Source organism: Massilia sp. BGA-UO-ETr-WB1, assembly GCF_059567845.1.
Window position 1 is genome coordinate 502,584 of sequence record NZ_JCAQOT010000025.1, and the last position, 23,356, is coordinate 525,939.

Consider the following 23,356-nt stretch of genomic DNA (forward strand, 5'->3'; position numbering starts at 1 on the left):
GACATGCTGGACACCATATGCCACGCCCACTACGGTTTCGTGGCGCGCGCCGTGGAGGCGGCCTACGCGGCCAATCCCGGCCTGGCGGCGCAGCCGCAGCCCTTTGCCGCCGGCTTGCTGATACGCCTGCCGGAGCTGCCTGCGCCGCGTACCGAAGTCATTCAACTGTGGAGCTGAAATGCGCGCCGAATTTCAAATTGAAGCCGATGGCCAGGACATTACGCAGCAGCTGAGCGACAGATTGATCAGTCTCAGGGTCACCGACCAGCCGGGTCTGGAGTCGGACACTTGCGAGCTGCACCTGGACAATCGCGGGGCGGTGCTGCAGGAACCGCCGACCGGCAGCGCGTTGCGGATCTCCATCGGCTGGGCCGGCAAGGGATTGACCTACCTGGGCACTTACTATGTCAGTGAACTGAAGCATGCACCGGCGGCGCTGACCATTCATGGCAAGGCGATCGATATGGCGGCGGCAGCTAAGGTTGGGCAGAACTTCGGCTACGAGGCGACGACCCTGGCCGCTATCGTGCAGGCGGTGGCAGCGCGCATGAAGCTGCAGCCCGTTTGCAGCGTGGACGCGGCGGTGCCGCGTGCCGACCAGGTCAACGAAAGCGATCTGAATTTCATCACGCGCATGGCGCGCCTGCACGGCGCCACGGCAACGGCCAAGGACGGGAAACTGCTGGTCATGCCGCAGGGCGCTGGAAAGTCGGCGAGCGGTACGGCCTTGCCGCCGGTTGCGCTGACCTTGACCGATCTGAGCGATTTCCAATTTACGCGGGCCAATCGCAGCAGTTACGACGCGGTGCTGGCCAAGGCGCAGGATCCCGCCACCGGCAAGCAAATAGAAGTGGAAGCCCGCAATCCCGACGGTGTGGCGAGCGGCGGCAATGTCGATATTCTGCGTCACGTCTATCCCAATCCGGCATCGGCGCAGGCCGCCGCCAATGCGCGCCTGCAAGCGCTGAATCGCGCCACCTTCAATGGCAGCCTGCACACGGCGGGACGGGCCGATATCGCTGCGGAAAAGTACATCCGCCTTGCCGGCATGATGGAGCAGCTCAACGGCGACTACCTGGTGCAGTCGGTGGTGCATAGCTACGACGGCGACTCGTGGCGAACCGAGATCGAGGTCAACGGCGGCAATGGCCGCAAGCCCGAACCGGCGCGGATCGGGGCCGCCAAACCCGCCGCGCCGCCCAAGCTGGTGGTGGCGGACAACGGCAAGAGCGGCGCCAACGCGGCCAGGCCGGTTGCGCCTGCGGCGGCAGCGGCCAGCCCGGTCGCCGCAGGCCCGCTGCGCAAGGGCGCGCTGCTGCGCAGCCAGGCGGACTTTAAAGCGTATCTGGAAGCAGTCGATGAACGTCTGCGCGCAGGCATGGCCCTGGAGTCCGGGGACGTGCTCACGGCCAAATCCCTGTTGTTCAACAAGTACGGCTATCCCATGGGAGTGCAGCGCGGCGCCACGGCCGACGTCGTCGGCGGCGTGGACGCCCGCAATACGCCGCTGTTCCGCAGGCTGGTCCACAATTTTTGCAGCTTGCCGGCGGCGTTGCAGGAGGCCCGTTGCGCGTTCTATAGCGGCATCCAGCCCTTGGCCGGCAATGCCCGGAAGGCGACCGTGTCGCGCGGCGGACGGAGCATGGCAATACTCTGGCGCGCCGACTTCGCCAACTGGGCCGGGGATTTAGGCGTTAGCGCGGACGAGGCCTTGCGCAAGACGGACTTCGACGTGTACCAGCACCTGCTCGATGCGGCGTTCGCCGTGCCGGCGATGGAGAGCCTGACCATCAACGGCGCCTGGCGGCCGCTGTTTGCGGACTACAAGCGCACCTACGAGGCGCTGCTTCAGGACCCCGCCGCGGACGCTGGCAGACTGCAGCGCATGCGGCGCTATGCCGGCAAGAAGAAGGGCTGGTCGGAAGCACATGTTACCAGCCGCGCGCTGGACCTGTCCGATCTGAACAAGGTCAGGATCGAGACCAGCTATGGCCCGGTGAAGGATGGCAGTGGCAAGATCGTGAACGCGCCACGTTCCGCTGAGCCCGAGCTGGTGCAGCAGTTCACCGCGGCATTGCTGGCGCTGCGCGGCTACCAGGCGGTATTGCAGCCGTGGCGCTTGTGGTACGCGACCTCCAAAGAGGCAGTCATCAACCGTGGTGCCGCTGGCGTTCAGCATGACCATCGCCACCACTTGCACTACGGCCTGCTGCCTTAGTACAGGCGTCATCCAGATAAACCATTACGAAAGGAACCCCATGGCGGAACCCGCAAGCTCGACTGCGTCGATAGCCATCGCCGCCGGCACCATCACGCTGAGCGGCTCGGTGTTCGGCGTGCAGTATGACGCGCTGCTGGCCGGCTTTTTCGGCGGCCTGGTGTCGCTGTCCTATCTGCCGCCGATGTCGGCGCTGAAAATCGCCAGCACAGTGGCCGGCTCGGCCTTGCTGGCGGGCTTCTTCGCCCCGGTGATCGCGGCGGCGGCGCTGCATTACTTTCCCTGGCTGCACAGCGTGGGCGATTTCATGCGACTGGCCGGCGGCGCCGGCCTCGGCATCGCCGCGCAGGTGCTGATCCCTGCCGGCCTGAAACGGCTGCGCTCTTTCGTCGGAGGGCAGTGATGCTGCCGGCTATCTATCTCATCGCAGCCCTGGCGATCCTGTGCCAGGGGCTGTTCTACACCATCAACCACATGGGCCGCCACACGCAGCTGGCGGCCCGCCTGGGCTGGCTGCTGCTGACCACCGGCGCGCTCGACATCGTGCTGGCGCCGCTGTTCGGCCGCACCGCCGCGCCCGGCTACGGCGACGCGCTGCTGCTGGCCTGGCTGGCCTGGTATCTGAAAGGAGAACGTTCATGATTATTTCCCTGTTGTCCATGCTGGGCGGCGGCCTGCTGCGGCTGCTGCCCGAGCTGTTCGGCTTTCTCAACAAGCGCAGCGACAACGCGCACGAGCTGGCCATGCTGGACCGCCAGTTCCAGCTCGAACAGACGCGCGCGGCCAGCCGCCAGGCGCTGGCCGAGCTCCAGGGCGGCGTCGATGAAACGCTGGCGCTGCTGGACGCGCAAAAGGCCGCGCTGCAGGGGCAGATGCAGCTGAGCGGCATCCGCTGGGCCGACGCGCTCAACGTGCTGGTGCGGCCGCTGGCCACCTATTACGTGCTGCTGATGTACGGCCTGGCCAAGCTGGCCATGTTCATGGTGGCGCGCCAGGCCGGCATCGGCGGCTGGGACGCGATCCTGAAAATCTACGACGCCGAGGACCGCGCCATCCTGTCCGGCATCCTGGCGTTCTGGTTCGTCGGCCGCGCCATCCGCGAGCGCGGCAAATGACGGCCGCACGGGACCGCTTCGCTGCGCTGCCGGAACCCGGCGCGCTGCAGCTGGGACTGGAGCTGATCCGCCGCTTCGAAGGCTGCCGCCTGCGCGCCTACCAGGACCTGGTGGGCGTGTGGACCATAGGCTGGGGCGAGACGCTGGGCGTGGCGCCGGGCATGGTGTGGAGCCAGCGGCAGGCGGACGCCGAGCTGGAGCGGCGCGTGGCGCAGTTCCTGCTGGGCGTGTTCAAGCGCTGCCCGGCGCTGTACCTGGAGCCGCCGCAGCGCGCCGCCGCCTGCGTTTCGCTGGCCTACAACATCGGCCTGGGCGCGTTCGGCGCCAGCTCGGTGTGCCGCAAGACCATGGCGCAGGAGCTGGCGGCGGCGGCCGACAGCTTCCTGGTGTGGAACAAGGCCGGCGGACGGCGCGTGGCCGGGCTGGCGCGGCGGCGCGAGGCGGAGCGGGCGGTGTTCCTGTCGCCGGGCTAGGTGGGCCGGGTTTGCGCTGGATCAAAGCGGACGATGCGCCGGGCTCGTGTGCGCTGGCTATACTGGGGTGACTGGGCGGCGCGCTGTGCGCCGCCGTTTTCGGAGGCCGCCATCATGCGCCCGCATCCGGTGAATCACGGCATCTGGGAGATGCTCTCGAAAATCAAGAAGATGGAGCAGCGCCTGCGCGCGGCGGGCTTGCCGATGGTGCTGGCGCGCCTGCCGTACTGGCTGCTGGCGCTGCAGTACTGCTACTCGATGCAGGCCAAGATGGCGCGCATCGAGCGCGTCGCCGTGCGCATCCGTTCGTGGCTGGTGTCGGTGCAGGAGTTGTGCGCCAGGGAGGAGGCCAGGACCGAGCTGATCGACGTGCGCCAGGCCATGCGCGACGATATCGAATGCACCAAGCGCACCTTGTGGGACTTGCGCGAGATCTGCCTCGACGTGACGCGGCTGTTCGGCAACGTCGGCTACAGCTCGCGCCGGCTGGCGCGGCTGCAGGAGAACCTGGTCAAGCTGCTGTCCGAGTCATACGAGTCGGCCACGCAGTTGCAGCAGGTGCTGGCCGAGCACGACGCGGCCGCGTTGGCGCTGCTGCGCGGCATGCAGGACGGCGCCGAGTGCGCCCGGCCCGCTTAAAACCCTTCCAGCACAAGCTTGCCCTTGGCGCGGTTGCTTTCGATCAGCGCGTGGGCGCGCTTCAGGTTGGCGGCGTTGATGCTGCCGTAGCGCTCGCCCAGCGTGGTCTTCAGCACGCCGCTGTCCACCAGCTGCGCCACGTCGTTCAGCAGCGCGTGCTGCTGCGCCATGTCGGCTGTTTCGAACATCGAACGGGTGAACATGAATTCCCAGTGCAGCGACACGCTCTTGCGCTTGAGCTTGCTCACGTCCAGCTGGCCAGGATCGTCGATCAGCCCCAGCTTGCCTTGGGGGGCGATCAGTTCGGCGATCGCGGCGAAATGCTTGTCGGTCTGGTTCAGCGCGGCCACGTAGTTCACCGGCGGCAGGCCGAGGCGCTTGATTTCCTGGTCCAGCGGCTTGCTGTGGTCGATCACATGGTGCGCGCCCAGCTGGCGTGCCCATTCCGCCGTGTCCGGGCGGGATGCGGTGGCGATGACGGTCAGCCCGGTCAGTTGGCGCGCCAGCTGCACCAGGATGGAACCGACGCCGCCGGCCGCGCCGATCACCAGCAGCGATTTTCCGGTCTCTCCCGCGTCGCGGCCCGGTTCGCGGCCCGGGTTGCGGCTCAGGTTGCGGCTGACCCCGAGGCGCTCGAACAGCAGCTCCCACGCGGTGATGGCGGTCAGCGGCAGGGCTGCGGCCTGGCCGAAATCCAGGTTCTTCGGCTTGTAGCCGACGATGCGCTCGTCCACCAAGTGCAGCTCGCTGTTGGTGCCGGGGCGCGTGAGCGAGCCGGCGTACCAGACTTCGTCGCCCACCTTGAACAGCGTCACGTCCGGGCCGACCGCTTTCACCACGCCGGCCGCGTCCCAGCCGATCACTTTCAGCTCGCCGTCCGCCGGCGCCACGTTTTTGCGGATCTTGGTGTCGACCGGGTTGACGGACACCGCCTTCACCTCGACCAGCAGGTCGCGGCCGGCGGCTTGCGGCTCGGGCAGCTCGACGTCGACCAGCGCGTCGGCATGGTCGATAGGGTGGGAGGCGCGGTAGGCAACGGCTTTCATGGGGAAACTCCTGGATGGTTGTGCGATGCGAGTATCATCACTTATTTCGCAGGCGCGAAAAAGAGGGCTTTTCCTGAAACACTTTCAAAGGAATGAGGATAGTGCTGCGGCTCGATGATTTGACGGTATTCGTGCGCACGGCGGATGAGGGCAGCCTGTCGGCGGCGGCCCGCGCGCTGGAGATTTCGCCGGCGCTGGCGAGCGCCGGCCTGAAGCGGCTGGAAGGGGAGTTGGGGCTGCGGCTGTTCGCGCGCACCACGCGCTCGCTGCGCCTGACCGACGAGGGCGAGCGCTACCTGGTGCATGCGCGCGAGGCGCTGCGGCTGCTGAAAGAGGGGCACGACACGCTGATGCAGGCCAAGGACGTTCCCGGCGGCACGCTGAAGATCGCCATGCCGTCCGACCTGGGGCGCAATATCCTGCTGTACTGGCTGGACAAGTTCCAGGCCCAGTATCCGGGCGTGCATTACCAGATCAGCGTGAGCGACCGGCAGGCGGACATGTACCGCCAGCCGGTGGACATCGCCATCCGCTATGGCAAGCAGGAGGATTCAAGCCTGATCGCCATGCCCATTGCGCCGGACAACCGGCGCGTGCTGGTGGCTTCGCCGGACTATATCCGCAAGCACGGCAGGCTGGCGTCGCTGGACGATCTGCAGCGCCACAACTGCCTGTGCTACGCGCTGGACGACGTAATCCACAATAACTGGAGCTTCTATCCGCCCGGCAGCAAGGCTGCGGTCACGCTGGCCGTGCGCGGCAACCGCTGCGCCGACGACGCCGACCTGGTGCGGCGCTGGGCCGTGGCGGGACTGGGCATCGCGTATAAATCGAAGATGGATCTGTCGGACGACTTGCGCAGCGGCAGGCTGCAAGTACTGTTGCCCGACATCGTGGGCGAAGCAACCCCGCTGCACTTGGTGTGCATGCACCGCTCGCAAGTGACGCCGACGGTGCTGCAGCTGCGCGACTTTTTGCGCGCCCAGTATGAACAAATGTAAATCAGTGTGCCTTGGACAGGATCAGCAGCCAGCGGCGCAGCACCAGGATTTCCAGGTGGCCGGCTTGCACGCCGGTGTCGCATTCCAGGATAGGGTTGACTGCATAGAAGCGCTTGCGGAAGTCGCGGCACACCAGGATCTCGCGTTTGCCGAAGCGCACCAGGAAAGACATCGGGGCATATTCCAGGCCGAAACGGGAGCCGAAACCGCTGTTCAATGTAGTCATGATTCTTCCTTTGGGTCAGTTGAGTGTTGATCGAGTGAAGCCACTGTATCACAACTACTGTTGAAAAACACAGTACTGTATGAAATATCAGTAGATTTTAATAACTGTTGTTTTTTTGTGCAGCGCCCTCGGTGCGCCAGGGAACCGACGCCGGGCGCGCACAAGCCTTATCATTTGCAAAACAAAGGAGAACCATCCACCTTGAACCAGACAGCTACTTCGAAATTGATGCGCTTCGTGGAAGCGCGCCTGACGCCCGGCGGCGAATTCGGCCTGCACCTGACCGCCGGCGCAGCCCTGATGATGGCGGCCGTGGCCGTTTTCGCCGAGGTGGCGGAGGACGTGGCCGAGAACGACGGCGTGGCCGCGTTCGACTTGCACGTGTCGACCTGGATGCATGTCAATGCGCAGGAGCCGTACACCACCCTCATGTGGCTGCTCACGCACGTGCACAGCGTGGCCGGCATGTGCCTGCTGGTGGCGCTGGCGGGCGCCTTTTTCAGGCGCCGCGCGGAGTTGCACGGGCGCTACTGGCTGCTGGCGCTGGCCTTGTCGGTGCCGGGCGGCATGCTGCTGAACGTGGCGCTCAAGCACATCTACCAGCGCGCCCGCCCGGTGTTCGATGAGCCCATGCTCACGCTGGCCACCTACAGTTTCCCCAGCGGCCACACGGTGGCGGCCACGCTGTTCTGGGGCCTGGTGGCCAGCTACGCGGTGATGACGGCGCAGCGCTGGCGCGTGCGCTGCGCCGTGGTGGCCGGCGCCACGCTGATGGTGGCGCTGACCGGCATCAGCCGCATCTATCTCGGCGCGCATTATCCCAGCGACGTGCTGGGGGCGATGGTGGAGGGCTGCGGCTGGCTGGCGGTCTGCATCACCGGCTGCTCGACCTTGCGCCGCAGGCAGGCCGCGAAGGCGGCGCGGACTGCGCAGACCAGCATGCACGCGAAAGGATAGCCGTGGCCACCGTGGTTCCCGTCATCATCAACGCCGGCGCAGGCCTGGGCTATTGCGGCGAGTTCTCGCAGCAGCTGGTGGCCAAGTTCGCCCGGCACGGCTATGTAGCCGACATCACGCTGGCGCAAAGCGGCGAGGAAATGATCGCGGCCGCGCGGGCGGCGGTGGCGGCGGGCGCGCGGCTGGTGGTGGCCGGCGGCGGCGACGGCACCATCAACGCCGTGGCCTCGGTGCTGGCGGGCACCGACGTGGCGTACGGCGTGCTGCCGCTCGGCACCCTGAACCATTTCGCCAAGGATTTGCAGATCCCGCTGGAGCTGGACCAGGCGATTGCCGCCATCGCCACCGGCGGCCACATGCGGGTGGACGTGGGCGAGGTCAACGGCCGCATTTTTCTCAACAACTCCAGCCTCGGCCTGTACCCGGACATTGTGCGCGACCGCGAGAAGCAGCAGAGCCGGCTGGGACGCGGCAAGTGGCTGGCGTTCACCTGGGCCGCACTGGCGGCGCTGCGGCGCTTTCCCTTCCTGAACGTGCGGCTGAGCGTGAACGGCGAAGAACATGCGCGGCGCACGCCTTTCGTTTTCATCGGCAACAACGAATACCTGATGCAAGGCTTCAATATCGGCGCGCGCAGCCGCATCGACGGCGGCATGCTGAGCCTGTACGTGGCGCAGCGCCCCAGCCGCCTGGGCCTGGTGCGGCTGGCCTGGCACGCGCTGCTTGGCACCCTGGCGCAGCAGCGCGACTTCGACGTGCTGCTGGCCACCGAGATGACGATAGACACGCGCAAGGGCGGCAAGCACGGCAACGCGCGCATCCGCGTGGCCACCGACGGCGAGGTGACGGTGATGCAAACGCCGCTGTCCTACCGCATGCGCGCGGGCGCGCTGACGGTGGTGGTGCCCAAATAGACGGATAACAAAGTAGCGTATACCAAAGGAGAACGCCATGCGTACCCTGGTGCATTTGTCGGATCTGCATTTCGGCCGCGTCGATGAGGCGCTGCTGGCGCCGCTGAAGGCGCGCGTGGAGGCCTTGCGGCCGGACGTGGTGGTGGTGTCGGGCGACTTGACGCAGCGCGCCCGCAGCGCCCAGTTCAAGGCGGCGCGGGCCTGGCTGGACACCTTGCCGGGGCCGCAGATCGTGGTGCCGGGCAACCATGACATCCCGCTCTACAACGTGGCGGCGCGCTTCTTCACGCCGCTGGTGAAATACCGCCGCTACATGACGGCCGACCTGGCGCCGGAATACGTGGACGATGAAATCGCCGTGCTGGGCATAAACACCGCGCGCTCGCTCACCTTCAAGGACGGCCGCGTCAACCGCGAGCAGGTGGGGCGGCTGCGCGAGCGCTTCAACGCGCTGCCGGACGGGCTGACGCACGTGGTGGTCACGCACCATCCCTTCGACCTGCCCGAGCATTTCGACGAGGACGACCTGGTGGACCGCGCGCCGATGGCCATGGAAGCCTTCGCCGACTGCGGCGTCGACTTGCTGCTGGCCGGCCACCTGCACTCCAGCCACGCGGCCAACAGCTCCGAGCGCTACAAGATCGCCGGCTACGCGGCGCTGGTGGTGCAGGCCGGCACGGCCACCTCCACCCGCAAGCGCGGCGAGGAAAACTCCTTCAACGCCATCCGCGTGGAAACCGGCCGGCTGACGGTGGAGCGCTACAGCTGGCAGGACGCGCTGGCCACGTTTGAACTGGCCAGCAGCGAGGTGTTTTGCCGCAACGGCGACGTGTGGGAGTCCACCCGGCCCGCCGCGGCGTAGCATGGCTTAGAACCTGTAGCGCAGCGTCAGCTGCGCCGAGCGCGGCGCGCCGGGCAGGCTGAGGAACTTGCTGGAGCCGTGGCCGGACACGATGTACTCGCGGTCCAGCAGGTTCATCACGTTCAGCTGCACTTCCACCGCCTTGGCGCGGTAGTAGGCCATGGCGTCCACCGTGGTGTAGCCGGCCAGCGTGACGGTGTTGCCCGGGTTGGCGAAGCGCTCGCCCACGTAGTTCAGGCCCGCGCCCGCGCCCCAGTTGCTGTTGAAGGCTTTGCTCAGCCACAGGTTGACGCTGTGGCGCGGCGTCAGCGTGGCGCGCTTGCCCTGCACCGGCTGGCCGTCGTCCCGGGCGATGGAGGCGATCATGCTCGAATCCAGCCAGGAATAGCCGGACCATGCCTGCCAGCCCTGGCCCAGGTCGCCCGCGAAGGTCAGTTCCACGCCGTCGGTGCGCTGGGTGCCCATGGGGATGATCTTGTTGGTGGCCGGGTCGGTGGCCTTGATGTGGTCGCGCTGCAGGCGGAACACGGCGGCGGTCAGCGAAGCGCGGCCGCCCAGCAGGTCGAACTTGGCGCCCAGTTCCTTGTTCTGCGTTTGCTCCGGCGCCATGTCGGCGTTGTTGGCGGCCAGCGCGAAGGTTTCGCCGGAAGGCTGGTAGGACTTGCTGAACGACGCGTAATAGGACTGCTTCGCGTCCGGCTGGTACACCAGGCCGGCGCGCGGGCTCCAGGTGCTGTCGGTGCGCGCCAGGTTGGGCTGGTTCACGCGGCGCTCGATGGTCTTCTGCTCGAAGCGGTCGTAGCGCACGCCGGCCAGCGCTTTCCAGTTGGCCGCCAGGGTCACCTGGTCCTGCAGGTAGCCGCTGCTCACGTCGAACTTGGACAGGTTGTTGGCGCCCGGCGCGCCGCCGGCCATGAAGGGCACGGCCGGCGCCACCGGGTTGAACAGCGATACCGTGGCCACGTTGGCCTGCGAGCGGTTGAGCACTTCCTTGTCCTGCTGGCCGAACTCCACGCCGTACAGGATCTGGTGCTGCATGCCGGCCAGCTCGGCCTTCTGCACCAGTTCGGTTTGGTTGAAGTAGCCGTCTTCGGCGCGGAACACATTGCCGCGCGTGAGCGAGGCGGTCTTGGCGGCCTCGTTGACCGAGCCGACCAGGGTGTTGTTGCGGTTCAGCGTGTAATCGTAGTAGCGCAAGGCGTTGCGCAGCTTGAGCGTGCCGCTGAAGGCGTGTTCCAGCACGAAGCCGGCCGCTTTCACGCGCGCTTCGCTGAAGTCGTTGTCCCTGGCGTTGGCGGCGCCGTAGTAGGTGCCCGGCGCCACGTCCACCACCCGGCCCTGGTAGGACGGAATGCCGAAGTCGGTCACGCGCTTGTCGTGCAGGTATTCGGCCTGCAGCAGCAGGGTGGTGGCCGCGCCCAGCTTGAACTGCACCGACGGCGCCAGCGCCTGGCGTTCCAGGAACTGCTGGTCGCGGTAGCTGTCGGCGTCCTCCACCGCGCCGGTGATGCGGAAGGCTACGCCGCTGTCGGCAATGTTGCGTCCCAGGTCGAACTCGGCGCGCTTCTGCGCCCAGCTGCCCACTTGCAGCGCCACTTCGCTGATGTCCACGCCCGGCTTCTTGGTCACGCGGTTGATCAGGCCGCCGGACGAACCGCGTCCGTACAGCACGGCGGCCGGGCCTTTCACCACTTCCAGCTGTTCGATGTTGGACAGGTCGCGGAAATAGAGCGCGTCGTCGCGGATGCCGTCGATGAACTGGTCGGCGATGGCGGAAAAGCCGCGGATGGTGACCTGGTCGCGCTGGCCGTCGCCGTGCGACATGCCCACGCCCGGCACCGCCTTCAGCGCGTCCTGCAGCGAGCGCACGCCCTGGTCGCGCAGCAGCGTTTGCGGAATCACGTTCACGGTTTGCGGAATGTCGCGCAGCGGCGCGTCGGTCTTGGTGGCGCTGGACGAGTTGGCGGCGTTGTAGCTGTCGGCGTTGGCGGCGCCCACCACGGTCACGGTCGGCATCACGCCATCGGCGGCGATGCCGGCGGCAGCGGCGTCGATCTGGGCGTGGGTGAGGGTGGGGAAGCTCAGTGCCAGCAGCAGCGCCAGCGGGGTTTTCTTCAGTGCCATGCGGATTCCTCGAGAACGTAATGGGTGATGGATTCGATGATTGATTTGTTGATTGATTCGATGGATTCGGCTGGCGGCGGCTGGCTAAATGCAAATAATTCTCAATATCATATTGCAATCTATAAATAAAAACAACTTTTAATTGATAATGATTCGCATTCACAGTATTATCGCTGTTCCAAGCCAGCCAGCTTCCCACCTGCGGAAGCAAGCAAGTCATCCGTCTCCACCGAATGAGGAACACGATGCAAGACTTGATCATCCTGGCCCATGTGCCTACCGATTCCGTCAACCTGGGCTTCCTGCCCGCAGCCAGGGCCCTGGGCCTGAACGTGGTGCTGCTGAGCGACCATGCGGACGCCCACCGCAAGCATTTCAACCAGGCCGGCTTGCCGGCCTACCCGGCCGAAATCGTGGCCTGCGACGTGTTCAACCCGCTGGCCGTGATCGATGTTCTCAGCGCGCGCGCCGCCGCGCCGGCCGCGCTGTTCTCCAATAGCGACCACCTGCAAACCAGCACCGCCGTCGCGGCCGACTACTTCGGCCTGCCGCACAAGGACTGGCACGTGACCTACCGCGCCAAGAACAAGGCGCAAATGCGCGAGCACCTGAAAGCGGAGGGACTCGATCCGCTGTGGTTCGGCCTGGCCTGCAGCCCGGACGACCTGGACCGCCTGGTGGACGAGGTGCTCTATCCGTGCATCGTTAAGCCGCGCGAAGGCGTGGCCAGCCAGCAGGTGACGCTGGCCGCCACCGAGGACGAACTGCGGCAGCAGTGCGCCGCCATCTGGCAGTCGCAGTCGGGCGCGCCGCTGCTGCTGGAGGAATACATCCCCGGCCCGCTGTACACGCTGGAAACGCTGGGCGACGGCGAGCGCCTGTGCGTGCTGGGCGGTTTCCAGGTCAGCCTGTCGCCGCCGCCGTACTTTGTGGAGCTGGAGGCGCGCTGGGGCACTGGCCTGACGGCGCAGCAGGAGGCGCAGGTGGTGCGCATGATAGAGCGCTTCGGCATCGGCTTCGGCGCCTGCCACACCGAGTTCGTGCTCAGCCCCACCGGGCCGCGCCTGATCGAGATCAACTACCGCAATATCGGCGACTACCGCGAGTTCCTGTTGCAGGACACATTGCACATCCCGCTGTTCGAGACCGTGCTGCGGCTCCACTTGGGCCAGCCGCTGCCGGACCTCAAGCCGGCGCAGAACGCCGCGCTGATACGCTACTTCACCGCCTCCGAGGAAGGCCGGCTGGCCGCGTCGCCGTCCGCCTTCGGCGCCGGCAGCGACGGCGTGCAGTGGCAGTACCAGCCGCTGCGCGAGCAGGGCGAGCAGATCCGGCTCAGCAACTCCAACAAGGACTACCTCGGCGTGCTGCGCGGCACCGGCCGCGACGCGCACAGCCTGGCGCAGGCCATGGACCGCGTCAGCGCCGGCCTGGTGTGGGAGATCGCGGCGTGAGGCGCGGCAGCGCGTTGCGCGCGCTGAGCGCCGCCGTCAACATGCGGGAAGAGGATAGCTATATCCGCCAGCGCGTGCTCGATGCCTTGCTGCGCGAGGACGTGCGCGGCTGCGTCAGCCAGGCCGAACTGGCCGGCGCGGAGCAGCTGGCCGGCTATCCCGGCGCGTGGAGCCGCCCCAGCGGGGCGCAGTGGCTGCGGCTGCCGCACTTGCAGGGCGGCGTGCTGTGGATACCGGTGCAGCCCGCGCATTTCATGCAGCAGTGGCGCAGCACGGCCGCGCCGCTGCTGTGGCAGGAGGGCGTGCGGTACACCGAGCTGCTGACGCTGGGCGAGATCCTCGAATGCTTTGCGCGCGGCCTGGCGCCGCAGGCGCGGGCGCTGTTCTCCTCGTTCGCGGCCGAGTGCCGCCTGGCGGTTGAGCACCGCCGCATCGCGGACACCGAGCGCGAACGCTGGTTCGGCGCGCTGCGCCTGGAGCAGGCGGGCGCGCAGGATATGGACTGGAGCGCGTCCCTGCTGCATTACGACAGGGTGGCCGCGTTCCACGACCATCCGCTGTATCCCACCGCGCGCGCCAAGCTGGGCTTCGACCGCGCCGCGCTGGAAGCTTATGGGCCGGAGTGCCAGCAGCCCTTCCAGCTGCGCTGGCTGGCGCTGCCGCGCGCGCTGGTGTTCGCCGAAGGCGGGGCGGCGGGCGGGCGGCCGGCCGCATGGCCGGGCTTCGCCGACGTCGGCCTGGCGCCGGAGCTGGCCGGCAGCCACGTGCTGCTGCCGGTCCACCCCTTCGTCTGGGGCGAGCAGCTGGACGCCATGCTGGAAGGCTGCGGCCTGGCCGGGCAGGCCATCGCCGCGCCGCATCCGTGGCTAGCGGTGGCGCCCACGCTGTCGGTGCGCACCGTGGTGCTGCTGGATGCGCCCGAGTGGCACCTGAAAGTGCCGCTGACGATACGCACGCTGGGCGCCAGGAACATCCGCACCATCAAGCCCAGCACCATCCGCGACGGCCACAGTATCCAGACCCTGCTGGGCGCCATTGCCGCGCGCGAGCCGGCCTACGCACAGCGCCTGCTGCTCACCGACGAGCAGGCGGGCGCGCACGCGGACCACCGCATGTTCCTCGGCTACATACTGCGGCGCTATCCGGACGCGGCGCTGCAAGGCTGCTCGGTGGTGTCCGTCGCCGCGCTCACGGCCACCGCGCAGCACGGCGGCATCGTGGCGCAGGAACTGGCCCAGCGCTACTACGACGGCGACCTGCTGGCCTTCTTCGACGATTACCTGGAACTGACCCTGGGCCTGCATCTGACGCTGTGGCTGCGCTATGGCGTGGCGCTGGAGTCCAACCAGCAGAACTCGGTCCTGGTGCTGGGGCGGCGGCAGGGCGGGCCGCGCCTGCGCCTGCTATTGAAGGACAACGACGCGGCCCGCATCCACACCGGCGAACTGGGGCGGCGCTGGCCGCAGCTGGCGGCGCACGTGGCGGACCTGCAGGACCAGCGCATCGCCGTGGCCGACGCACTGCCGCTGGCGCAGATGTTCATCACCATCACGCTGCAGCTGAACGTCGCCGTGCTGGCGGAGCGCTACGCGCTGGCGCTCAAGGTGGAGCCGTCCGCACTGCACCGGCGCGTGCGCGGCTGCGTGGAACGCGTGCTGGCGCAGCTGGAAGCCGAGGGCGAGGATGCGTCGCTGGCGCGCCGCGTGCTGCTGGAGGACGAGCGCCTGTACCTGAAATGCCTGCTGGTGGCGGCCACGCTGTCGGACAAGAGCGAAACCGGCGCGGCCGACGTGAACAAGTTCTATGGCCGCAGCGCGCCCAACTTCCTGAGGATGGCATGAGCGCAGCGGCCGCGGCGGGCGGTACCCGCCCGGGGCTGGTGATCGGCACCGTCATGCTGTGCCACTTCGTGGCGGCGTTCGCTGCGCTGGGCATGCCGCCGTTCTTCGCGCTGATCCTGGAAGGTTCGCTGCACAGCGGCCAGCCCTTCCTGGCCGGCTGGCTGTACGTGGTGCCCACCTTCTTCACGGCGCTCAGCAGCCCGTGGTGGGGCAGGCTGGCGGACCGCTACGGCAAGAAGCGCCTGCTGCTGCGGGCCCAGCTCGGCCTGGCGGCCAGCTTCCTGCTGGCCAGTTTCGCCCCCAGCGTGGAATGGTTCGTCGCCGCGCTGGTGCTGCAAGGCCTGCTGGGCGGAACCTTCTCGGCCTCCAATGCCTACCTGGCCACGGTGGTGAGCGGCGCGGCGCTGATGCGCAGCCTGACGCTGATGCAGTGGTCGGCCCGCGCCGCACTCGTGATTGCGCCGCTGGGACTGGGATGGCTGCTGATGCAGACCGGTTCGCCGCTGGCGCTGTACCGCTGGCTGGCCGCGCTGCCGCTGTGCGCGGCGCTTGGCATCTGGCTGCTGCCGGCCAGCGCCGCCGCCGCTGCCAAGGCGGCCAAGGCGCAGGCAGCCAGGGTCGAGCCGGTGGCCGCCACGCCGCGCCAAGTCTACCTGCTGCAATGGCTGTTCGTGTTCGCCACCGTCGCCACCATGCCGTACTTCGTCAGCTACGCGCAGGCCGGCGCGGCAACGCCAGCCATCGCCGGGCTGCTGTTCGGGCTGCCGCACCTGGTGTACCTGCTGTGCGCCGTCCCGCTGAGCCGCTGGCTGGGCCGCAGCCACCTGCTGGCCACCATGGCGGGCGCCTGCTTGCTGCTGGTGCTGGCGCTGGCCGGGCAGGCATGGGGCGGCGGCGCGCAGTGGCAATTGCTGGCCGCCTGGCGCCTGCTGATGGGCCTCGGCATGACGCTGGCCTACCTCGCGCTGCACGGCCTGATCGCCGGCCTGGTCCAGCATGACAACGCCGGCCATACCTTCGGCTGGTTCGAAAGCAGTTCCAAATGGGGCGCCGTCGCGGCCGGCCTGGCCGCCGGCCTGCTGGTGCAGCAAACCGGCCTGCGCGCGCCCTTCATCGCCGGCGCCGCCGTGATGCTGGCCTGCGGCCTGTACGCCGCGGCGCTGGCCTGCGCCCCCACACAAAAATACGTATTGGAGAAACCATGAAAGCCACTACCGCGAATTTCCCCGAACACGCGCAAGCGGATGCGCAACTGGACGCGGCGCGCCGCGCGATGGAAACCCTGCTCAATTGCTACTGCCGCGAAGTGGCGGCGCCCCATGGGCAGCTGCAGGCCGGCCCGCCCGGCGCGCAGGACGACTGGCCGCAGTCCCTGCGCATGGCCATGCGCGCCGCCGTGGCCGGTGCAGGCGGCGCCGCTGAGCCGAGCGTGCTGCAGATTGCACTGCCGCACACGCGTGCGCGGCTGCTGGTGGCGGTCGCCGCGCCGTCGGACACGGGCAACTTCAGCTACACCTCGGCGTTCTACGCCAAGACCGACGGCAAGCCGTGGGCGATACTGGACTGGGAAGCGCTGGCCGCCACGCTGCTGCGCGAACTGGGCCAGCAGACCGGCACCGGCCACAACGAGGAATTGATGCAGCAGATGCGCGACAGCGTCGGCGTGACGGCGGCCGTGCTGGCGGTGGCCGATCCTGGCCCGTTCGCCGCGCAGCCGGCGGCCGCCTTCATCGCCTCCGAACAGTCGCTGCTGTTCGGCCATCCCTTCCACCCGGCGCCGAAAAGCCGCCAGGGCGTGAGTCATGCCGACATGCTGCGCTACTCACCGGAAACCGGCGCGCGCTTCCCGCTGCACTATTTCGCGGTGCAGCGCGAGCACCTGATGCAGCGTTCCCTGCTGGAGCGCAGCTGCGACCAGATCGTGGCGGCGCAAGCCCCCGCCGGCCTGGTCCCGGACGACAGCCATGCGCTGCTGCCGGTGCACCCGTGGCAGGCCAGCCACCTGCTGCAGCATCCGCTGGTGGCGGCCGCGCTGGAGCAGGGCAGGCTGCGCTACCTCGGCCCGCAAGGCGCCGAATATTTCCCCACCTCGTCCATCCGCACGCTGTACCACCCGGACCAGGAATACTTCTACAAGTGTTCGTTGAATATCCGCATCACCAACTGCGTGCGCAAGAACGCGCACTACGAGCTGGAAGGCGCGTTGCAGGTCAGCGAAATCATGCGTGGGCTGATGCCGGACTTGAAGCAGCGTTTTGCCGGCCTGGAAGTGCTGGAAGAGCCGGCCTTCATGAGCGTGGACCTGAAGTCCGGCGACGCGGCCGGCGACCGCGACGTGAGCGAAGCGTTCGGCATGATACTGCGGCGTGGCTGGCAGGACTTCCTGCGCCCCGGCGCGGTGCCGCTGCTGGCCGGCGCGCTGTTCGGCAACCACGTGCACGGCGCGGCGCGCCTGCGCGAACTGGTGGCGCAGGCGCGCGGCGGCATGACCGCTGCCACCGGCGCCGGCGATACCGCCATGGCCGAGCGCTGGTTCTCGTGCTACGTGGAAGAGCTGATGTATCCGGTGCTGTATTGCTATTTCGCGCATGGGCTGATCTTCGAGCCGCACTTGCAGAACGTGCTGGTGGGCGTGGCGGACGGCTTGCCGTGCCAGGTCTTCCTGCGCGACTTCGAAGGCGTGAAGCTGACCCGCGAACGCTACAGCGTGGGCGACCTGCGCGGCGTGAGCGAAGCGGCCCGCTCGGCGCTGTGGTACAGCGCGGACCTGGGCTGGAAGCGCATCGCCTATTGCCTGTTCGTGAACAACTTCTGCGAGGCGGTGGACCAGCTGGCCGGCAGCGACGCCTTGCTGCGCAAGCGCCTGTGGGCGGTGGTGCGGCACCACGTCGAGCGCTACCAGCAGCTGTACGGGGACAGCCAGTCGGCCGCGCGCCTGGGCGAGCTGCTGGCGGGCGCGCCCTTGCCCGGCAAGACCAATCTGCTGAACCGCTTCTTCAAGCGCGCCGACCGCGCCACCACGTATGTCCCGGTCGGCAATCCGATGACGGTGCGGGAGGCGGCATGGAATTGAGGATGGATGCGGTGTTCGGGCGCCTGCGGGAGGGGCTGCAGGATGCCCTGGCCGAAGCGCGCGAGCCGCTGTGCGCCTATGTGTACGACATGCAGGCGCTGCAGGCACACGCCGCGCGCACGGTGGCGGCATTGCCGGAGCAGTGCGAGCTGTTTTATGCGATCAAGGCCAATTCCGACCTGCCGGTGCTGCGCACGCTGGCGCCGCTGGTGCACGGCTTCGAAGTGTCCTCCGGCGGCGAGCTGGCGTGGGTGAGGGAGCATTTCCCGCACACGCCGGTGATCTTCAGCGGCCCGGGCAAGCTGGATAGCGAGCTGCAGGCCGCGCTGGAGCTGGGCGTGGACGGGGTGCACCTGGAGAGCGTGCACGAGATCGAACGGCTGGGCAGCCTGGCGGCACGGCGCGGGCATGCGGCGCCGGGCGGCCGCGTGCCGGTGCTGCTGCGGATTAATCTGGCACTGGACGGCCTGGCCGAGACGCGCCTGATGATGGGCGGGAAGCCCACGCCGTTCGGCATCCCCGCCGCCGCTCTGCCGGCCGCGCTGGCGCGGCTGCGCGACTATCCGCAGCTGGCGCTGCGCGGCTTCCATTTCCACCTGCTGTCGCATCAGCTGGACGCGCAGGCGCACCTGCAGCTGATGGCCAGCTATCTGCGCCAGGTAAAGCTGTGGTGCGCGCAGCACGGCCTGGATATCGGCCACATCAACGTGGGCGGCGGCATCGGCGTCAACTACCGCGACGGGCAGGCGCAGTTCGACTGGCAGGGCTTCTGCTCCGGACTGGCGCGCCTGATGCGGCAGGAGGCCATGCCCGGCGTGAAGCTGCGCTTCGAGCTGGGACGCTACATGACGGCCTGGTGCGGCTACTATGCGATGGAAGTCATCGACGTCAAGCCCAGCTATGGCAAGACCTATGTGGTCGGGCGCGGCGGCACGCACCACTTCCGCACGCCGCCCGCCCAAGGCCACAGCCACCCCTTCCACGTGATGCCGGTGGAGGCCTGGCCCCATCCGTACGCGCGGCCGCAGGCGCAGGACACGGCGGTCAGCGTGGTGGGACAGCTGTGCACGCCGAAAGACGTGCTGGCTTTCGATGCGCCGGTGGCGCGCGTGCGCTGCGGCGACGTGCTGGTGTTCCCGCTGGCGGGCGCCTACGCATGGCACATCTCGCACCACGACTTCCTGCGGCACCAGCATCCACACCAATGGTATCTGCATGCTGAAGCCTAACCGCCTGCGGCAACAGCTGGCCGGGGGCGCCGCCGTGCACGGCTTGCTCAATTCCATGCCGTCGGCGCTGATGGTGGAGATGATCGCCTGCGCGGGCTACGACTTCGTCATCCTCGACACGGAGCACGTCTGCGTCAACCCGGAGACGCTGGAGCACATGCTGCGCGCCGCCGAGTGCGCGGGCTTGCCGGCGCTGGTGCGGGTGCCGGCGGGCGGCGGCGCGGACATCACGCGCGTGCTGGACGCGGGCGCGATGGGGGTGGTGGTGCCGCACGTCCGCACGGCGCACGATGCGCGCGCCGCCGTGCAGGCCAGCCGCTACCACCCGCTGGGCCAGCGCGGCATCAGCGGCGGCCGCACCACGGGCTTTGGCGCCATCCCGCTGACGGACTATTTCGAGCAGGCCAACCGCGAGATCATGGTGGTGGCGATGATAGAAGATGCGCAGGGCGTGGACAATATCGACAGCATCCTGTCCGTGCCGGGCATCGACATGGTGCTGGAAGGCGCCATCGACCTGTCGCAGTCGCTGGGCCATCCGGGCCGGGCGCAGCATCCGCAAGTGCAGGCCGCCATCGGCCGCGTGGCCGACGCCTGCAGGGCGCACCGGGTGCCGTTCTGCGCCATCCCGCGCGAAGCCGGGCAGCACGCTGCGTGGCTGGCGCGCGGCGTGCGCGCCTTCCTGCTGGGCGACGACCGGGGCGTGAGCTTCCGCGCGCTCAAGGCGCACGTCGGCGGCTACCGGGAACCTACAGCCAGTAATCCATAAACCGCGCCGACCACTCCTTCATGCGCATGCTCCAGGGGCGGTGGCGCCACTGTTCCAGCTTCACCTCGGTGGAGTTGCGCAAATCCTCCTGGAAGGCGCGCTCCATCTCGGCGCCGAAGGACTCGCCCATCACGATCACGCTCACTTCGCTGTTATGCAGGAAGCTGCGCGTGTCCAGGTTGGTCGAGCCCACGGTGGACCAGACGCCGTCGATGACGGCGGTCTTGGCGTGCAGCACGGCCAGCTTCAGCTCGTGGATCTTCACGCCCGCCTGTAGCAGCTCGTCGTACTTGGCGCGCCCGGCGTGCCATACCAGGCCGCTGTCGGACACGCTGGGCAGCACCAGGCGCACGTCCACGCCGCGCCGGGCGGCGGCCGTCAGCGCGTCCATGGTCTGCTGGTCCGGCACGAAATAAGCCATGGTGATGTGGATGGATTTTTTCGCCTCCTGCATCGCCAGCAGATAGGCCTTGAAGATCTCGAACCTGCCGCCCGGCGCGCTGCCCAGCACGCGCACGATGCGGTCGCCGGCGATCACCGGGGTGGGGAAGTAGTCGGCGTCGCGCAGGTCGTCGCTGTCCTGCTGAGTCCAGGCCTGGATGAACAGCCACTGGAAGGCCGCCACGGCCGGGCCCTCGATCTTCACGTGGGTGTCGCGCCAGCCCACGTCCTTCTTGTCGGTGGGCTTGGCCCTGGAGCGGAACGGCGAGCTTTTCGAGTAGGTGTCGCTGATGTTGATGCCGCCGGTGAAAGCCACCTTGCCGTCGACGATGAGGATCTTGCGGTGGTCGCGGTTGTTCACCTTCCAGCCGTTGCCGCGCACCTTGGCCGGATTCACCGGATTGAACGCCACCAGCCTGATGCCGCCGGCGCGCATGCGGTCGAAAAAGGCTTGCGGCACGCCGATGGTGCCCACGCTGTCGTAGATGATGTTGACGGTGACGCCCTCGGCCTGCTTCTTCAGCAGCAGGTCGGCGAACTGGTTGCCCAGCACGTCCTCGTCGAAGATATAGGTCTCGAAATTGACGTGGTTCTTGGCCGCGTCGATGGCCTTCATCATTTCGCTCAGGGTGGCGGGGCCGTCGAACAGCAGCTGCACCTTGTTGCCCGCGATCAGGGGCACGCCGGTGGCCGCTTCCTCCAGCGCCGCCTGCTGCCCCAGGTCCAGCGCGCCCTTGGCCCAGCGCTTCTTCAGCAGCGATTCGCTGGTGTTGGCCGACAGCTTGCCGTTGGCGGTGTGGATGCGCGGCGCGTCCGACGCGGCGGCCTTGGCCTTGGCGTCGTCCAGCTCCACCGTGGGCAGCGAAGCGCACGCCACCAGGGACCAGCAGGTCAGTATGGTTGCCAGCCAGCCGCGCGCGCTTGGGAGTGTCATAGCTTTATCTCTTCATGGTCGTCTCATCCGGCAATATGGGGGCCGTATCCCTGGCGCCAAGGAAGAAATCGACCGGCGCCGTGATGAAACGGCGGCCCAGCGCTTTCAGCAGGGCAAAGCCATGCTTGAAGCGCACCTGCCGCGAGCGCAGCGCCACCCACAGCGCCAGCGCGAAGCTGACCAGCAGGTTGACCGCGCCGATGGACAGGAAACCCGATACGGACTTCAACACCAGTTGCCAGCTGACATTGTGATCCAAGGCCACAATTGCTGTCGCGAAGTTGGCAGACGAGAAAGTGACGTGGCGGATGTCGATCGGCAGGCCCAGCAGGAAGCCCAGGGTGCCGATGCTGCCGAGCAGGATGCCGAAGTAGAAATTGCCCATCAGGCCGCCCAGGTTGTTCTCCATGTAGACGGCCAGGCGGTCCAGGCGTTTCTGGCCGATGATGCGGCCCAGGCCGCGCCGTTGCGAGATGCGCTGGGCGAAGCGGGTGTACAGCGCCTTGTTGTCGTAGTAGCCCGAAATCAGGCCGGCCAGGAACAGGCACACGCCGGCCACCGCCGCGTACAGCAGCGCCGGGCTGCCGATCGGGTCGATATCGTGCAGCAGGTGCATGGCCTTTTCCGGCGACACCAGGTGGCGGCCGGTGATGCGCTGCCAGCCGAAGGCGATCAGCCAGGCGGTCGGGATGGCGGTGGCCAGGTTGCCCAGCACCGCCCACACTTGCGTGCGGAACACCTTGTTGACCAGTTCGGCCATGCTGTCGACGTCGAGGTATCTGCCGTCGCGGCTCTGCAGGCCGGTGGCGATGCGCGAGGCCGTCATGGCCGGCTGCTTGGTGGCCACCGTGAAGTGCATCAGGTGGATGAACATGAAGCCCAGCGAATAGTTCATGCTGAACAGGAAGGCTTCCACCAGCGGCGCGGCGCGCAGGTAGGACATCAGGATCTTGAACAGCGCCATGAAGCCGATGACGAGGCCGGCGCCGGCCGAGGACAGGAACATGCCGCCCAGCTGGCTGCGGTTGTCGGCCACGTAGTGCTCGCCGGTGCGGCTGGCGTTCTCGGTGACGTTGCGCGCCAGCAGGTGGATATTGTCGGCCAGCAGGTCGCGCACCGTGTACTTCTTGTTGTGCGCCTCGATCAGCTCCAGCATCAGCGCGATGCCGGCGGCGCGGCGCTCGCTGGCCGGCGCGTCCAGCAGGCCGCCGGAGGTATCGACCAGGAACAACAGCTTGCGCAGGCGGTCGATGCTTTGGGTCAGCGTCACCAGCAGATAGGTCAGCGCGATGCTGGTGCCCTGCGCCAGCGCCTTCTTGCGGATCTTGGCCACCACGGCGTCGCACTGGTCCAGCATCACCAGCAGGTGGGCGGCATCCTCCACCTGCTCGGCCTGGCCCGCCAGCAGCTGCTGGTAGCCCTCCAGGTAGGCGTTCACTTCGCGGTTCTGCTCGGTGAACGGCGAATCGAACACTTCGATCTCGGTGTGGAAGTTGGTCAGCTTCGGTTCCAGGCCGATGGCGGCCACGCGGTAGGACAGCGTGCGGATCGCGTCCAGCAGGCCGGGCAGCATCACGTTGCCCATGCCGGGCTGGGCGGTGAAGACGGTGTCGAACAGCTCCAGCCAGTCGGCGGCGGGAACGGCGCCGATCCACAGGTGGTCGGTTTCCTCGTGGGCCAGCTGGTCGAGCGCATCGCTCAGATACTCGTCGCCCAGCGCGGGCGGCAGCACGCGGTAGGCGATGCGGCGTTTCAATTCGGTGAAGAAGCCGTCGTTCGACAGCACGCCGATCTCGGTGTACAGGCTGGAATGGCGGCGCGCGGCGAGCAGGCGCAGCACGTAGTCGCGCAGCGCCTGCGCGTGCAGCGGATCGGCCTTGAGCAGGCGGGTCAGGGTGCGGACGTTGGCGATTGCCTGGGCCGCATCGGCGGGCCGCTTCGGGCGCAGCGTATTGAAAAGTTTTACCAGCGTATCGATGCTGGCGGTCGCATCGGAGATGCTTTCAAGAATATTAAGCATCCCTCTAGTCTACCCGAAAT

At 67.7% G+C, this 23,356-nt stretch carries 22 protein-coding genes; 17 read left to right on the plus strand and 5 right to left on the minus strand.

Annotated elements, in window-relative coordinates; translation table 11 throughout:
- Positions 1-3 precede the first annotated feature (3 nt).
- The 7 genes from AC56DV_RS20375 to AC56DV_RS20405 all read left to right on the plus strand — a co-directional run bounded on the left by AC56DV_RS20375 (position 4) and on the right by AC56DV_RS20405 (position 4,445).
- On the plus strand, positions 4-177 hold the full coding sequence (locus AC56DV_RS20375) for a tail protein X (protein ID WP_496316054.1): 174 nt from the start codon (positions 4-6) through the stop codon (positions 175-177).
- A 1-nt stretch (position 178) separates the two neighbouring features.
- On the plus strand, positions 179-2,218 hold the full coding sequence (locus AC56DV_RS20380; RefSeq protein ID WP_496316055.1) for a phage late control D family protein: 2,040 nt from the start codon (positions 179-181) through the stop codon (positions 2,216-2,218).
- Between the two features lie 40 nt (positions 2,219-2,258).
- Positions 2,259-2,621 (plus strand): hypothetical protein, encoded by a 363-nt coding sequence (locus AC56DV_RS20385; RefSeq protein WP_496316056.1) that lies wholly within the window; start codon positions 2,259-2,261, stop codon positions 2,619-2,621.
- Entirely contained in the window at positions 2,621-2,860 is a 240-nt protein-coding gene (locus AC56DV_RS20390; protein ID WP_496316057.1) for a hypothetical protein, read from the plus strand. Before AC56DV_RS20385 ends, AC56DV_RS20390 begins: the two co-directional genes overlap by 1 nt.
- Entirely contained in the window at positions 2,857-3,333 is a 477-nt protein-coding gene (locus tag AC56DV_RS20395; protein WP_496316058.1) for a hypothetical protein, read from the plus strand. The genes AC56DV_RS20390 and AC56DV_RS20395 overlap by 4 nt, the downstream gene beginning before the upstream one ends.
- Positions 3,330-3,806: a lysozyme gene (locus AC56DV_RS20400; RefSeq protein ID WP_496316059.1), complete on the plus strand. Its 477-nt coding sequence runs from the start codon at positions 3,330-3,332 to the stop codon at positions 3,804-3,806. Before AC56DV_RS20395 ends, AC56DV_RS20400 begins: the two co-directional genes overlap by 4 nt.
- Positions 3,807-3,920: 114 nt before the next feature.
- Positions 3,921-4,445: a hypothetical protein gene (locus AC56DV_RS20405; RefSeq protein WP_496316060.1), complete on the plus strand. Its 525-nt coding sequence runs from the start codon at positions 3,921-3,923 to the stop codon at positions 4,443-4,445.
- Here the strand turns inward: AC56DV_RS20405 and AC56DV_RS20410 are convergent.
- On the minus strand, positions 4,442-5,491 hold the full coding sequence (locus AC56DV_RS20410; protein WP_496316061.1) for a zinc-binding alcohol dehydrogenase family protein: 1,050 nt from the start codon (positions 5,489-5,491) through the stop codon (positions 4,442-4,444). The two genes, AC56DV_RS20405 and AC56DV_RS20410, sit on opposite strands and share 4 nt — an antisense overlap.
- A gap of 101 nt (positions 5,492-5,592) precedes the next feature.
- Between AC56DV_RS20410 and AC56DV_RS20415 the strand changes: the two genes are divergently transcribed.
- Entirely contained in the window at positions 5,593-6,492 is a 900-nt protein-coding gene (locus tag AC56DV_RS20415; RefSeq protein ID WP_496316062.1) for a LysR family transcriptional regulator, read from the plus strand.
- A 1-nt stretch (position 6,493) separates the two neighbouring features.
- Here AC56DV_RS20415 and AC56DV_RS20420 read toward each other — a convergent pair whose 3' ends face one another.
- Positions 6,494-6,718, minus strand: coding sequence for a hypothetical protein (locus AC56DV_RS20420; RefSeq protein ID WP_056405072.1), 225 nt, complete (start codon positions 6,716-6,718; stop codon positions 6,494-6,496).
- Between the two features lie 201 nt (positions 6,719-6,919).
- On the opposite strand from AC56DV_RS20420, the gene AC56DV_RS20425 reads away from it, so the two are divergent.
- The 3 genes from AC56DV_RS20425 to AC56DV_RS20435 are packed head-to-tail and all read left to right on the plus strand — an operon-like array spanning position 6,920 to position 9,451.
- On the plus strand, positions 6,920-7,675 hold the full coding sequence (locus tag AC56DV_RS20425) for a phosphatase PAP2 family protein (protein ID WP_496316063.1): 756 nt from the start codon (positions 6,920-6,922) through the stop codon (positions 7,673-7,675).
- A gap of 2 nt (positions 7,676-7,677) precedes the next feature.
- Entirely contained in the window at positions 7,678-8,589 is a 912-nt protein-coding gene (locus tag AC56DV_RS20430) for a diacylglycerol/lipid kinase family protein (RefSeq protein WP_496316064.1), read from the plus strand.
- A 37-nt stretch (positions 8,590-8,626) separates the two neighbouring features.
- Positions 8,627-9,451 (plus strand): metallophosphoesterase family protein, encoded by an 825-nt coding sequence (locus AC56DV_RS20435; protein ID WP_496316065.1) that lies wholly within the window; start codon positions 8,627-8,629, stop codon positions 9,449-9,451.
- Between the two features lie 6 nt (positions 9,452-9,457).
- On the opposite strand, the gene AC56DV_RS20440 is transcribed toward AC56DV_RS20435, so the two are convergent.
- Positions 9,458-11,575, minus strand: a complete 2,118-nt coding sequence (locus AC56DV_RS20440) for a TonB-dependent receptor (protein ID WP_496316066.1) — start codon at positions 11,573-11,575, stop codon at positions 9,458-9,460.
- 245 nt (positions 11,576-11,820) lie between these two features.
- On the opposite strand from AC56DV_RS20440, the gene AC56DV_RS20445 reads away from it, so the two are divergent.
- Genes AC56DV_RS20445 through AC56DV_RS20470 form a run of 6 tightly spaced genes read left to right on the plus strand, consistent with a single transcriptional unit; the run spans position 11,821 to position 19,941 of the window.
- Positions 11,821-13,029 carry an ATP-grasp domain-containing protein gene (locus AC56DV_RS20445; protein WP_496316067.1) on the plus strand — a complete coding sequence of 403 codons (1,209 nt, stop codon included), beginning with the start codon at positions 11,821-11,823 and terminating at the stop codon, positions 13,027-13,029.
- A complete protein-coding gene (locus tag AC56DV_RS20450; RefSeq protein ID WP_496316068.1) occupies positions 13,026-14,870 on the plus strand; it encodes an IucA/IucC family protein in 1,845 nt (614 codons plus the stop codon). Before AC56DV_RS20445 ends, AC56DV_RS20450 begins: the two co-directional genes overlap by 4 nt.
- A complete protein-coding gene (locus tag AC56DV_RS20455) occupies positions 14,867-16,075 on the plus strand; it encodes an MFS transporter (protein WP_496316069.1) in 1,209 nt (402 codons plus the stop codon). The genes AC56DV_RS20450 and AC56DV_RS20455 overlap by 4 nt, the downstream gene beginning before the upstream one ends.
- Complete coding sequence (locus tag AC56DV_RS20460; RefSeq protein ID WP_496316070.1) at positions 16,072-17,943, plus strand: IucA/IucC family protein; 1,872 nt, start codon at positions 16,072-16,074, stop codon at positions 17,941-17,943. Before AC56DV_RS20455 ends, AC56DV_RS20460 begins: the two co-directional genes overlap by 4 nt.
- A complete protein-coding gene (locus tag AC56DV_RS20465) occupies positions 17,934-19,172 on the plus strand; it encodes a type III PLP-dependent enzyme (protein ID WP_496316071.1) in 1,239 nt (412 codons plus the stop codon). Before AC56DV_RS20460 ends, AC56DV_RS20465 begins: the two co-directional genes overlap by 10 nt.
- A complete protein-coding gene (locus tag AC56DV_RS20470) occupies positions 19,159-19,941 on the plus strand; it encodes an HpcH/HpaI aldolase family protein (protein WP_496316072.1) in 783 nt (260 codons plus the stop codon). The genes AC56DV_RS20465 and AC56DV_RS20470 overlap by 14 nt, the downstream gene beginning before the upstream one ends.
- Here AC56DV_RS20470 and cls read toward each other — a convergent pair.
- Positions 19,922-21,316, minus strand: coding sequence for a cardiolipin synthase (cls, locus tag AC56DV_RS20475; RefSeq protein ID WP_496316073.1), 1,395 nt, complete (start codon positions 21,314-21,316; stop codon positions 19,922-19,924). The two genes, AC56DV_RS20470 and cls, sit on opposite strands and share 20 nt — an antisense overlap.
- Positions 21,317-21,320: 4 nt before the next feature.
- Positions 21,321-23,336: a site-specific recombinase gene (locus AC56DV_RS20480; RefSeq protein WP_496316074.1), complete on the minus strand. Its 2,016-nt coding sequence runs from the start codon at positions 23,334-23,336 to the stop codon at positions 21,321-21,323.
- Positions 23,337-23,356: the final 20 nt, after the last annotated feature.